The organism is Providencia sp. AGC89 (genome assembly GCF_053543535.1).
The window spans coordinates 394,617-408,143 of sequence record NZ_JBIXLP010000060.1; the positions used below are offsets into that span (position 1 = coordinate 394,617).

Sequence of the window (13,527 nt, forward strand, 5' to 3'; positions counted from 1 at the left end):
CGCCCCTTGGGTTACTTCAGATAATTAAAGATTGTACTGACAGACATAACACCCATATACCAAGTTAAGGCACAGGTAATAACCCCAGACCATAATAACCAACGTGGATAGTGGTACCCCGACATCAAATCAGTTCTTTTCCAACCAATATAAACAAACAAGGTCAATCCAATAGGCAAGATTAACCCATTGAAACCACCTGCAAATACTAATAATGCGGCAGGCGCTGTTCCCATAAATAAATAAACAATTAATGAAATAGCAATAAATAGGATGGTCGCGACATTACGCTGCCTTTCGGTAATTGATGATTTAAATGCCGTTAAAAAACTCATTGATGTATAAGCTGCACCAATCACGCTGGTCAGTGCCGCAGCCCATAAAATTAAGCCAAAAATACGTAAACCAAAGTTACCTGCTGCTGCCTGAAATGCTTGAGATGCAGGGTTAGCCGCATGCCCTGAAATATCAATCGTTACACCACTTGCAACCACACCTAAGATCGCAAGGAATAAAATGTAGCGCATCAAACCAACAACTAAGATGCCTTTGGTTGCTGCACTCGACACAATATTTATATTTTCAATCCCTACTGCACCTTTATCTAATAAGCGGTGCGCCCCTGCATAGCAGATATATCCCCCAACGGTTCCCCCGACAATGGTGGTTATCATGGCAAAATCAACCGTATCCGGTAATACGCTTTGACGTAGAGCCTCGCCAACAGGTGGGTTTGATGCAATAGCCACAAATAACGTTAGGCCAATCATCACTACACCTAACCCAATAATGAGCCTGTCAATAAATGTGCTTGCTTTACGGGATGAGAAAATATAAATCGCCAGCAATGCACTGATTAACCCTCCCCATTTTGGGTCGAGACCAACAAGTACATTTAGCCCTAAACCTGCACCAGCAATATTACCAATATTGAAAATAAGCCCACCAAAAATAACCAATATGGCAAGTAAATAGCCACTTCCTGGGATTGTGGCATTAGCAATTTCTGATGAATGCATTTTCGTTAATGTCACGACTCGCCATATATTTTGCTGAACAACAAAATCAATCACGATAGACGCTAAAATACCGAACGCAAATGCCGCACCTAATGTGACAGTAAAGGTTGCTGTTTGTGTAATAAATCCAGGACCTATGGCAGAAGTTGCCATCAAAAAAATTGCACTTATTAATGAAGAACGGCGGCTTTTCACATACTCTGCGGTCGTTGATGCGCTTTCTTGAGCGGCCATATGCATACTCCTCTAATAGTTATTGTTTTAATTATTGATGTGATTGTTGATGTCATGATCACTGAGGCAATTATCGTGCCATTGTTCTACTTGTTATAGATATTGTTAATCCATCTTTAATGGATTGTTGAACAATTAATATGAGATGCTGAATAAACAATCAATAAAAATCGTTATTGATGATTTAAAAACCAAGACGTGATCACTTTTTTAACAAATTATTGAGGTCGGTCTACTTTCTTACAAAATAATCAGCACCAAAATGATGCAAAATTATTTAATTTCACTATATCAGTGCAAAAAATGAGTCTAGTGTGCTCATTGTGCAAGGAAACTTGCCGCTCTAACTCGAATATGTGAATATAGCGACTCATTTAATCGCTAAATTAAAACTATTCTTTTTATGAAAAAACAACCTGTTGCACAAACCTTATCCGTGACTATTGCAGAAACTATTCGCTATAAAATTACGGCGGGAGAAATCACTCCAGGTCAGCGCTTATCTGAAGCAACATTAAGTGAAGTGTTAGATATTTCACGCAACACCTTGCGGGAAGTGTTTAGGGTTCTCACTCAAGAAGGCTTACTCACCTACGCACCAAATAGGGGCGTATTTGTTTCTGTGCCTGATATGGCTGCTATTATTGACATCTATCAAGTACGCCGCTTAATCGAGTGTGACGCACTCACTCATGCATATGCTTTACACCCCGCAGTTCAAAAAATGAAAGAGGCAGTCAGCTGTGCACGTGAGCATGAAAAAATAGAAGATTGGGTTGGTGTAGGAACCGCAAATATGCAGTTTCATACCGCGATTGTCGAGTTATCAGATAGCGAACGCCTAATTAAGCTGTATCGTAATGTTTCAGCAGAATTACGCTTAGCATTTGGTCACCTTAATGACCCCAAAATTCTCTATGCCCCTTATATTGATAAAAACCAATCTATTCTTGAATTATTAGACTCTGGTCGTAATGTAGAAGCAGCCAGTGCCCTACGTAGCTACCTTGATTTATCAGAGCGCACATTACTTGCAGCATATAAGCGCAGCCAATCCTCAACAAATTAATGCAGAATATTTTTTACGGGATAATACAACATAGATTCGATTAATTTTTCAGCAGTTAGATAATCGCCAAAAACTAATTGTTAATTAATAATTATCCTCAAATTTATTTTTTATATTATATTTTCTATTCCCTGCAACAAATCAAACACTTTAAGTCATTACCTTCCCATAATTAAGTCTTATGACAAATTAATTAACATTAATAACATAATTAATTAAAAAAATAATAACCAATAGTTACTTAAATACAACACACGTCTCTAACATCTCCCTTTCCTTAAAAGATACATTTAGTCATATATTTTTACACAATTACTTGTTTATACATAAAATAATAACAAAATATACATAATGAAATAAATCACCCAATGTAATCACTCTATTTTTTCGAGTTAATAGTTGTAGTTTTATCGAATATTGGTTATAAAATTTATGATAATAAAAAAGCATATACATAAATATTATTTATATAATGAGATTCCACTATGACATTAAACCAAGTAACTAAAAAGAAACCATTTAAATTTGGCCTAGGGTGGCAAATATTGGTAGCTCTCATTTTAGGCGTTATTGCTGGGGCGCTTTTACATGATAATACTGAATACAAAGATTGGCTTATTCTGAATATTCTGTCTCCAGCTGGTAAGATTTTTATTCAATTAATTAAAATGATCGTTGTTCCTATTGTTATTTCTACTCTAATAGTAGGGATAGCCGGGGTTGGAAATACAAAGCAGCTAGGGTCCCTTGGGTTTAAAACTATCGTTTACTTTGAGGTTATTACTACCATTGCTATTATTGTCGGGATCTCTTTCGCCAATATATTCCAACCCGGTGTTGGTATTGATATGTCACAATTAACACAAGTCGATATATCCCAGTATGAAAAAACAACCCAAGAAGTTGCAAGCCACCCTTCAGGGATTATTAATACTATCCTGACTTTAGTTCCTAGTAATATTTTTTCAGCAATGGCAAGTGGTGATATGCTTCCAGTCATTTTCTTTGCTGTTTTATTTGGCTTAGGGCTTTCTTCTTTGCCTTTAGAGAAAAAACAACCATTACTTGATGTGCTACAGACTTTTTCTGAAACCATGTTTCGTGTAACTAACATGATCATGATGTATGCCCCGATCGGTGTATTTGCCTTAATTTCAGTTACTGTCGCTAATTTCGGCTTTTCATCATTAGTCCCACTATTAAAATTAGTCATACTTGTCCACTGCGCAATTATATTTTTTGCGGTGGTTGTATTGGGCTTAGTCGCTCGTTACTGTCGAATAAATATTTTCACCTTAATGAAAATATTAAAAGACGAATTATTGCTTGCTTATTCAACAGCAAGCTCTGAAACAGTACTCCCTCGTATTATGGATAAAATGGAAAAATATGGGGCACCAAAATCGATTACCAGTTTTGTCATTCCAATTGGTTATTCATTCAATTTAGATGGTTCAACATTATATCAAAGTATTGCTGCGATATTTATTGCCCAACTCTATGGTATTGAGCTTTCTATCGGGCAAGAATTAATACTTGTATTCACATTAATGATCACTTCTAAAGGGATTGCAGGGGTTCCTGGTGTATCATTTGTTGTTCTTCTCGCCACCTTAGGCAGTGTGGGTATCCCATTAGAAGGCCTTGCATTCATCGCTGGTGTCGACCGTATTCTTGATATGGCCCGGACAGCCCTTAATGTGGTAGGTAATGCTCTTGCTGCACTAGTAGTTGCAAAATGGGAACACAAATATGATAAGAAAAAAGCACTTGAATATGAACAATCCTTTTAGCCATTTCAATATATAAAAAGGATAATGCTCTTTATATTAATTTATAGAGAGCATTTTTATTATTTTTATATCACCATTAATCAACTAATATAAATCCCTTATAAAACTTGCTTAATTTAGTTATTTATACTTATCTCTTACTTAATAAAATTTAATTTACATCACACTTTTTCAAAAAAATTATTTTATATTCGTTTTTTGTTCATTTCTTTACTACGCTAAATAAGTCATTTTTAATTAGTACAAGCAGGAAAGAATGAACCAATTAAGAAGATTCCTTTTATTTTTAAAATTACTCCAGCATCTTATGGTACTTTTTATATTTTCATTATCATTTTTATTACTACACAACTGGTTCTAATAAGAAAGCCTCGTATAATACGAGGCTTTCTTACAATAAAATCATTAGTCATATATTTGGTGGGTTTGCTTTAATAGCATCAAAAAATACTCACCACTTACTAATCATAATATTTAAACAGGTTATCTCACTGTTTGATTTAAATTTACTGAATAGCAAATTTATAAATACAGTGAAGCCTCCCCTTCAGGTCTAGTTTTAAAACGCCTATGAGCCCAAAGATACTGCTCAGGAGCCTTTCTTATTTCAGCTTCTAACACTGAGTTAATCGTTGTAGCATCCAGCAAAGCATCTGTCGTCGGATATCCAAGTATTTCCTTTCCCAGTATTAAGTCATATTTAACGCCGCTTTTATTTCTTAATAACGTAACAGTAAGAGTTGGCGAATGTGACAGTTGAGCAAGGGTTGATGTCCCTTTTGATGTGGAACTATGTTTAACCGAGAAAAATGGGGCAAAGATAGTTCCTTTTCTACCAAAATCTTGGTCTGGAGCAAACCATATTGCTTTACCGCTTTTTAATTCTTGAACCATGAATCTGAGATTTTTCCGGTCAATCATTCCTTTGCCGGAGCGACAGCGGCCTCGAGTCTGGATGTATTCCATTGCTTTATTGTTATGTGGCCTGTACATCGCATTAACAGGAAAACAGAGCCCCATGATCCTACCACCTAGCTCTAGCGACATAAAATGCACACCAACAATAATCACACCTTTATTTTTGGCCACTGCATCCAAATAATTTGACATTCCCTTAACTTGGAACAGTTTTTTAACTTTTGTATCACTCCAGAACCATGCTATTCCAGTTTCGAATAGAGCAATACCTAATGATTTTAAATTTTCGGTGACTAGATCATCAATTTCTTTTTTACTTTTATTTGGAAAACATAATTCTAAATTACGCTTTATAATTGAGACTCTTCGCTTAATAAAATACCTTGAGTTTTTCCCCAAGAAGGCCCCTAACCAAACTTGCCATGTATAAGGTAACTGTACCAATAAATATAAAAGAGATACCCCTAACCATGTTACTGCATATTTTGGATGGAACAACTTCAGTGAAAACGGGTTTGTGGCGTACATTATATCTCCCAATACTTCGCCTTTGCAGAATGCACGCTATTTTAGACTGCATTTCGTCTGTTAAATTCAACATGAATGCCATAACGAATGAATGCCACAACAATATAAGCTGACTTAAACAGTGAGTATTATATCAATAATCCGTATAAACACTACCCTCAGCTATGAATAAGCAACCAAATATTTTCTCACGTTATACTTTTACCAGATAAACACTAATAGTTTTTACCTACTCATATTAAAGCATGGCAGTGATTAGAGGAAATATGAGGCACCAACGGCTAACGTTGGAAAAATGAGAGTGGGAAGCGATACCTATTTAGTACTAAATCATCTAACTGAGTATGCAATGAAGGTCGACAAGCTAATGTTCTGTGATGGCTCAAATATGTCCCATCGACTATTTAAAGCAGTAGAATGACCTGAATGACAAGCAAGAAAAAAACCGCTATCTGGTTGAGAGATAACGGGTTCTTATTTGGTGCCGGCTACCGGAGTAATATTGTTGGTTTTAATTTATTGATTTATAATGAAATGATTTATGAACGATGAATAAGATACCCAACTAGATACCCAAAAACATGCGAACACAGAAAGCTTAATAGTATGAATATTGGCTCAATTTTCCATCAAAGAAAGATAACGATATTCTCTCCCTTGTAGTCCCGCATGCAACAATATATTCCAAATCAGGTGCATTTCTGTCTATCTGTAGCGTTTTTATCACAATACGGGTCTTTTCTGCCTGACTCATTTCACAGACCTTATACTCATAGTTTTTTCCAACATGACTTTCCTGTACGTTCATATTTTCACCATAAAGATTAGCGTCATATGACGAAGTGTCAGTTGGCACTCCTAGCTGTTCTATCGTTTCCTGTTGACTTGTTTTGCCGATGTCCAATTTAATTGTTAATACTTTTGTTGGTATATCTACCTTTTTCGGGCGTTCTTCAGGTTCATTAAAGGGTACTCCTGAAGACACACAGCCACTTAAAAGAATTCCCGCTACCAATGATACCATTCGACAAAACATAGTATTCCCCCTTACTATCGAATATTTAAAATAATTGAATATTTCAATATGTTCTCGCAAGGCTATTTATAAGTCAAAGAATTAAAGCAAAAGCCTAACGATAGAACCCGTGATGCCCTGCAAGAGCAAATCATAAAAAGAATTGGTGAGCGATTTGGTCCATTGAGTTTACGTGTCGCCATGAGTTCGTCACAGTCACTGACTATCAGTGGCACTAAAACAGATGATGAGAAATATTATTAAACCGCATTTTTCATACGTTGTTCTGATTCAATAATTTGATACTCTAAAATGAAATTTTTTACCGCATAAAGCATTAGTATATTCATTATCCATATGAGCATTCACATGTCAGAAAACAAGCTTAAAACTTGGTTTTTAAAAACACTGTACCGACTGTTTCGCAGTAAAAAATACCACCATAATAAAAATATTTGGTATTTATTTGATGTTTCTAGAAATAAAAACAATGAAACAACGGAAATTACGTATAAAAATAAAAGTTTAAAGATAAACATGTTTCCTGCTAGCTCAAAAACACACAAAAAATTGATTATTGTGACTACCGGCCCATCCGTGAATGAGGTACCTACCGATTTCTTTGACCAAGAGCAATACGATTTTCTCGGTGTAAATGGTGCAATCTCCCTCCCTGAAATTAAATTCCAGTTTTACTGTATCATTGACCAATCATTTGTTAACAAAAGAATCGATTTAGTGAGAAAAATTGTTAGTGATGATGAAATAACATTGTTTTGCAACTACTTATCTTTATACGAAATATTAAAACTCATTGATTTTTCTGATATAAACTGCTCTTTTAAGATATTAGATTTAATCACTGGTGGTATAGGTTATTTATTTATGGATGAGAAAAAAGTAATTAATGAAGATTACATATCCGATAACCACTATTGGTTTAATGGTTATGGCTTTTCATCTAACATAAATGAATTCGTTTTTGATTATGGCACTGTAGCTTATCCTGCGTTGCAAATCGGATATTCTCTAGGTTATGAAAAATTGTACTTTGTCGGCTTAGATATGAATAATTTCGATAAGCCTCGGTTTTATGAAAATCGTTCAAATATGCTTCCAACATCGTTAGACCATCATTTCATTACAATCCAAAATGCCTTTAATTCCGCATCACATTTCCTTGCGGAAGCTGGAGTTAACGTTATTAATTTATCGCCTAATAGTGCGATTACTTCTTTTCAAAAAGAAAATATTAATGCGTTAATGAAGAATAAAAGCACAGAAAATTAAGATAAGTAAGCGATTCGCACATTGCTTGTAGCTATATGTGATTGTCTTTTTTTACCATTGCAGCGCCTTTGCATTAACGCTATGATCACAAAAGATAATTACCAAGTGAGATAAGTTAAATGCGCTTTGCGTTACAAAATTTAAAGAAGATTAACATTCTAAATTTCTGTATTTTATTATTTTTTGTTTGTTTGTCGCATATTGCTCTTGGATATGAATTTAAGGCTATCTATGCATTCGCTGTGTTTTTATTATTGCTCGCCGTAAACGCCAATAAATTTATATACCTAACATCCATAATCCTTTTAGCATTTATCGCCGCAATTTATTACCCAACAGCCATGTTATACGGCGAGCCGAGCTTCAATATTGCAACAGCAATGCTATACACCGATAGAAAAGAATCATTCGAATTTGTTTCTAATATCCCCTATTACTACTATGCAGTGTCATTTCTCATATTACTGCTTGGTTATGCTTCGACCCGTTTCAGATTTGAAATTTCAAATAAATTTCGACTAGTCTTTATTTCAATTTTTACTATTATTTTCCTTCAAGCGCCTATAAAGACAGCCATTAGCGATCATCATTTTTCATTATTAGATACAGGCATTCCAGAAGTTAAATTTTTAAAGCAATCAGTAGCAGCCATCTCTTCAACAATTGAAGAGCACAAGCGCATTAGTGAAATGCTAGCTAAAGATGATGATTACCCAAAATTAACCAGCGCTGGAGAGTATGATACTTATGTTATTGTTATCGGCGAAAGTGTTAGAAAAGACTTGCTACATTCCTATGGATTTGAATTAGAGAACACCCCGTTTTTAGATAAAGTAAATGGGAATATTTTCACTAATTATATATCAGCTGCACCATCCACAGTTCCGTCTTTAACACACACCATTTCAGAGCATGTGAAAATTCAGAACAACATCATTACCCTCGCTAAAAAAGCCGGTTTTTATACCTATTGGATCTCGAACCAAGGCTCCATCAGTGGTGCAGATACTCCTATTGCCAGCATAGGCAAGCGAGCAGATAACCCAATTTTTATCAAAAAAGGTTCTTTCACATCTAATGAAAATGATAACGAACTTATCCCTTATATTGATACAGCTATTAAGCAACAAGTGAAAGGTAAAAAGCTGATCGTTGTTCATTTAATGGGAAGCCACACGCCAGCCTGTGAAAGAACAAACAATCAGTATGATGATTTCTATCTTAGTAACCGAGTTTCTTGCTACGTTAAATCAGTGAAGAATACAGATCGCTTACTGCGCACCATTTACAATGATTTGAAGTTAAGCAATGAACGATGGTCTATGATGTATTTTGCCGATCACGGTGTCTCTTTCTCAAATAGAGACATGCCATCTAAACTCGATTTAATTCACGGGGATGAATATAAAGAAAACTACGCGGTTCCTTTTTTTATTACATCTTATAATGATGTAAATAGAGAGTTCATTACCGCACGAATCAGTGGCATGAACTTTCTTTCTCTCTACTCTGAGTGGCTTGGTATTAGTTTGTATAAAAAAGCTAACTGTCAATTTATCTCAAATCAAGACTGCAAATTTAGCGACAGTATTTTAAATTTTAAAAATAATGTAGTCAGTTTTGATAAATTACCTAATGATATAATTCCTCATCTATAAATATTAAATGGGGCAATTGCCCCATTTCCATTAACTAATTCTATACCATCCCATCAACATGATATATGCGTTAGTTACTGTTATTGCCGAGCCAGCACCAGCGTTGCCAATCGCTCCTGTTATCGTATGTGTATGAGCCCCGCTATTTGAAGTTTCTCCACTCCACGTTTTATACGCATCTAAATTAACTTGCGAAACAGAACTATTCACTGTGCCAGACGCAGTATTCACTTTTAATGTACGTGTAGTTTTACTAAATGCACCTTCCACAAATCCGGGGGCTTCACCTTCTGACTTTCCACCACCTAATGCAAATGCACCAGTTATGTTCATCGTACCTCGCGAATGCGTGTGACCTCCAGCGGAAGCAGTCGTGCCTGAGAAACTATGGTTGTGTACTGGCATTTGAGATGCATTTAAAGTTATCGAGTCAGATCCACCTGTAGATAAGACATTGTTACCACTCGACGAAGCTAACCGAATGGTTTTATTTTCACCAATATATTGCCATTTAGTATTAGGAAACAAAGTATTAGGGTTTTTATTTTGAGCAAACCAAACTACGATACCGACAGGGTAGATAGTATTGAGATTAACGGCATTTTGTAAGGCATCGGTAACCGCTTTCTGACTCATTACATTGGCTGTTGAACTCCCTGTTCCCTGAGCTACATTACTTGTATTGAGTTTTGTATTTAATCCGCTGGTTAGTGCCGAATTAGTTGCATAATCTCCTGACGGCTGGTAATTCTCTTTTGGTTGATATCGGCCATCACTCTCAGTTTTAGAATAGCTGTAACCTGCCGCTAAATAGCTGCCTTTTGGTTGATACTTTCCATCAGTTTCTGTTTTTGAATAACTATAACCATCAGCCTGATAATTTCCCTTCGGCTGATAGCGTCCATCCCCTTCTGCTTTAGTGTAACTATCACCTTTCAGAGCATAATTACCTGCTGGCGCATAATTGCCTTTTGGCTGGAAATTGGTATCAGACTCTTGCTTAGAGTAGCTATATCCCGCAACTAGATAATTACCTAGCGGTTGAAAACGTTGGTCTGATTCTGTCTTGTTATAAACATTGATATCACCAGCAGTTAAATCAGCTTTTAATTCAGCCCATTGAGCGCCGGCAACGGGCTCTACCTCGTTATTTTCAACTTTGGACTGCCACACTTTGTTTTTATGATGAACTAAGCAGCGAATTGGGTATGGTTTACCCTCTTCGCTCCACTTTGATACCCCGAACATCTGAACTTCCCCAACCGCCTCGGTGATATCGTGAAATATCCCGTTCATTTTTTCACGTTCGATATCCTTAGCTGCTGGATCTGAAACTTGGTCACGCTCATAGTCATATCCATAGCCTTGCGTGTAAGACACTGCGCCATCGGCTTGCACTTCATTGGGAATAAAAGTTCGATCCCCTTGTGTTGCAAAGGGAACTTTAAAAATTTTAGTCATTGTTTTATGCTCCGAAATTACTGCTCAGGAAGTTTTTGCGGAATTTTCCGTGGCCGAAGGATTTCTTCGTTACTATGCGATATTTGGCACCAGCACCCGATGGGCGCGGCATGAGGTCGAAGTTTTCTAGCAAAAGCCTTAGACGTTCGTCAGGGTTGTAGTTGAAGACGTAATACATGTAAGTCATGTCTAGCGGATCTAACACAAAGACTTTGCTGTCTGCTTGCCAGAAAAATCGCCGCAGAAACTCATTAATATTGGTCACTGTAGGGCTTTGAGTGAGATTGAAATAACGCATGCGGATAATCAGCCGCTTTTGCTCTACCGTCAGTGACAACCTGTAATCCGAATTACGCCGAAAATTAGCTTTGAAATTGGCTTTCTTTTTACCAAAACCAAACCCTACTTTCGTTTTATCACTCGGCGGAACATCAATCCCTAACGGTACATCGAGGATACGTGACCAGATGTTGAGCCCGAACTCATTCGCTGTATCGATGTTAAAAACATCACGGTACCAGTTACGCCAAAACTGCACTGTCGACTTATCAAAATAAGCAGATTTGTAACCAGCTAATGCTTTTAAATTGTCTGCATCTTCATATTGCCAAAGAATGGCTTTTAATAAATCCGAATGAAAATCAAATAATTGTACTGATTTCATACGATCACCACTTGTACAGCACTGCCTTTTATTCGAGCAACTTCATTGAGTTTTATCGTGTAATTATCAGATGACCAGGCTTTACCATCTGTTGAAAGCTCCACGCGTGCAATAAACAGTCTTGGCTCTACGGTGTTAATACCGGCTGAAATTTCAAAGGGGGAAACATCACGACCAACCACTAGGCCACCGTCGCCCTCGACATCACCATTTGACCAGGACTCGACCGCCTTGGGTATAATAGTCTGAGCATCCACCGTGGCTTTTTTTACTGTTACCCGGCAAAACAACACGATTTCTTTTGCTCTATCAAATTTCACAGGGTACGTTTGACCGCTAATTTTCTCCAGTACCTCAACTTCTTCACTGCCGTTAAAGGCCGCACCGAGTGTTTTTGTTCTCAGTAAGGATTGCGCAATCTGATTCTTATCGCCGCCCTCAACACAAACGTAAACGCTATGAGGCACCAAGGTGATCCCGTCGATAATGACTGGCGTATCGCCATAGTTCTCCCTGAATGCCAAAAAACGCACGCCTTCCAACTCATAGAGTGCTGATGTAATCGCCTCTCCGACACTCACCGTATTTCTTGCCAATGTTTGTTTGCGTCTGCGTCGGGCATGCAAATCAGACTCTTCAGTTCGCCCTAACATCGCAGAGGTCGGGTTATTCACTGTTTCCCAGCCAAGCACTGAACTGGCCACTTTATCAAGCTGTCCAACACCACATTCAATTGCACCAGTCTCAAGGGAACGCATATCGCCTGTAGCGGTGCCGTCTTACCTTGGTAAATACCCCTTACTTAAAGCTGGAACACCTCGAGTTGATGAGGAAATGGTAGAAGCTGTTGGACAATATGTTGAAACCGTTTGGTCACTAGCCACAGGTAAAGAATTACTAGTCGAACAGCGAGTTGATTTCTCTGACGTCATTGGTGTTGAGAACTCATTCGGTACCGCTGATGCTGTTATTTTAACCCCTGATGAATTGCAAATTCACGATTTAAAATACGGCAAAGGCGTTAAGGTTGATGCTGAAAATAATGAGCAACTACAGCTTTATGCCTTAGGTGCTTTAGACCAATTCAGTATGCTCTATGACTTCAAAACAGTTCGTCTGTTCATCCACCAGCCACGCTTAAATCACGTTTCAGAATGGGCGCTAACAGTTGATGAGCTAATTGCTTTTGGTGAACGAGCAAAAGAAGCCGCTGCGGAAGCCGTTGTTGTCTGCTCAATTGCCGAGTGCGAGGGTGCTGATACTCTACCAATAACCTGTTTTAACCCTGGTGAAAAACAGTGTCGATTTTGCAAGGCCAAAGGCGGTTTATGTGCAGCCGAAGCACAACACGCTCTTGAGCTGGTGAAAGGTGACTTTGTTGATTTAACCGCGCCACTTGAGGGTCAACTTAGCGAAGCACCACAGCGTATTACTGTACTTGAGCCCTCGCAGTTAGCCGAAATTTACAAAGGCCTCGATTTTGTTGAAAGCTTTTGTAAGAACCTACGTGCTCGTGTCGCTGATGAACTTAATGCAGGGCATACCGTACCGGGCTTAAAACTGGTCACAGGTAAACTAGGTAACCGCGCTTGGGGTGATGAAACCGAAGCCGAAGCCACATTAAAAGGTTTTAGGCTTAAGCGCGAAGAAATGTACAGCATGAAGTTGATTAGTCCAACTCAAGCCGAAAAGCTAATCAAGAAGGATAACCCTCGCCGCTGGACAAAATTAGAGTCGCTCATTACCCGAGCTGAAGGTAAGCCTGTCGTTACATTCGAATCAGACCCACGTCCTGCTCTTGTCATCAACCCAGAAAACGATTTCGACGATGTGACCGACGAGTCACTCGCCGCTGACCTCATTTAATTAAAGGTACCT

Annotated in this window: 11 protein-coding genes and 1 pseudogene; 6 read left to right on the forward strand and 6 right to left on the reverse strand. The window is 37.7% G+C overall.

All coding sequences use genetic code 11. The annotated features are described in order from the left end of the window. Window positions 1–11 precede the first annotated feature (11 nt). Complete coding sequence (locus tag ACIPUA_RS10250; protein ID WP_449059625.1) at window positions 12–1,253, reverse strand: NRAMP family divalent metal transporter; 1,242 nt, start codon at window positions 1,251–1,253, stop codon at window positions 12–14. A gap of 403 nt (window positions 1,254–1,656) precedes the next feature. On the opposite strand from ACIPUA_RS10250, the gene ACIPUA_RS10255 reads away from it, so the two are divergent. Both ACIPUA_RS10255 and gltP read left to right on the forward strand, forming a co-directional pair. Then, the gene (locus ACIPUA_RS10255; protein WP_042844405.1) at window positions 1,657–2,322 is read left to right on the forward strand and encodes a GntR family transcriptional regulator; all 666 of its coding nucleotides are present in this window, start codon (window positions 1,657–1,659) and stop codon (window positions 2,320–2,322) included. Window positions 2,323–2,807: 485 nt separating this feature from the next. Beyond that, on the forward strand, window positions 2,808–4,115 hold the full coding sequence (gltP, locus tag ACIPUA_RS10260) for a glutamate/aspartate:proton symporter GltP (RefSeq protein ID WP_048607486.1): 1,308 nt from the start codon (window positions 2,808–2,810) through the stop codon (window positions 4,113–4,115). A gap of 522 nt (window positions 4,116–4,637) precedes the next feature. Here gltP and lpxL read toward each other — a convergent pair. After that, on the reverse strand, window positions 4,638–5,561 hold the full coding sequence (gene lpxL / locus ACIPUA_RS10265) for an LpxL/LpxP family Kdo(2)-lipid IV(A) lauroyl/palmitoleoyl acyltransferase (protein WP_048607488.1): 924 nt from the start codon (window positions 5,559–5,561) through the stop codon (window positions 4,638–4,640). A 598-nt stretch (window positions 5,562–6,159) separates the two neighbouring features. After that, window positions 6,160–6,597: a hypothetical protein gene (locus ACIPUA_RS10270; protein ID WP_181468577.1), complete on the reverse strand. Its 438-nt coding sequence runs from the start codon at window positions 6,595–6,597 to the stop codon at window positions 6,160–6,162. Window positions 6,598–6,714: 117 nt separating this feature from the next. On the opposite strand from ACIPUA_RS10270, the gene ACIPUA_RS10275 reads away from it, so the two are divergent. The 3 genes from ACIPUA_RS10275 to ACIPUA_RS10285 all read left to right on the forward strand — a co-directional run bounded on the left by ACIPUA_RS10275 (window position 6,715) and on the right by ACIPUA_RS10285 (window position 9,524). After that, entirely contained in the window at window positions 6,715–6,840 is a 126-nt protein-coding gene (locus ACIPUA_RS10275) for a hypothetical protein (protein WP_272537537.1), read from the forward strand. A 105-nt stretch (window positions 6,841–6,945) separates the two neighbouring features. Next, window positions 6,946–7,866 carry a lipopolysaccharide core biosynthesis protein RfaZ gene (locus ACIPUA_RS10280; RefSeq protein WP_449059626.1) on the forward strand — a complete coding sequence of 307 codons (921 nt, stop codon included), beginning with the start codon at window positions 6,946–6,948 and terminating at the stop codon, window positions 7,864–7,866. 119 nt (window positions 7,867–7,985) lie between these two features. Beyond that, entirely contained in the window at window positions 7,986–9,524 is a 1,539-nt protein-coding gene (locus tag ACIPUA_RS10285; RefSeq protein WP_181468579.1) for a phosphoethanolamine transferase, read from the forward strand. A gap of 30 nt (window positions 9,525–9,554) precedes the next feature. Here ACIPUA_RS10285 and ACIPUA_RS10290 read toward each other — a convergent pair whose 3' ends face one another. The 3 genes and pseudogenes from ACIPUA_RS10290 to ACIPUA_RS10300 form a co-directional block, all read right to left on the reverse strand. Then, on the reverse strand, window positions 9,555–10,985 hold the full coding sequence (locus tag ACIPUA_RS10290) for a phage baseplate protein (RefSeq protein ID WP_449059627.1): 1,431 nt from the start codon (window positions 10,983–10,985) through the stop codon (window positions 9,555–9,557). A 4-nt stretch (window positions 10,986–10,989) separates the two neighbouring features. Next, complete coding sequence (locus ACIPUA_RS10295) at window positions 10,990–11,649, reverse strand: DUF2612 domain-containing protein (RefSeq protein WP_181468581.1); 660 nt, start codon at window positions 11,647–11,649, stop codon at window positions 10,990–10,992. Next, window positions 11,646–12,428 (reverse strand): annotated as a pseudogene (locus ACIPUA_RS10300) (baseplate J/gp47 family protein); the annotation flags it as partial. The pseudogene ACIPUA_RS10300 and the gene ACIPUA_RS10295, both read right to left, overlap by 4 nt. On the opposite strand from ACIPUA_RS10300, the gene ACIPUA_RS10305 reads away from it, so the two are divergent. Continuing rightward, entirely contained in the window at window positions 12,382–13,515 is a 1,134-nt protein-coding gene (locus tag ACIPUA_RS10305; RefSeq protein WP_449059660.1) for a DUF2800 domain-containing protein, read from the forward strand. The pseudogene ACIPUA_RS10300 and the gene ACIPUA_RS10305 overlap by 47 nt on opposite strands. Window positions 13,516–13,527 lie beyond the last annotated feature (12 nt).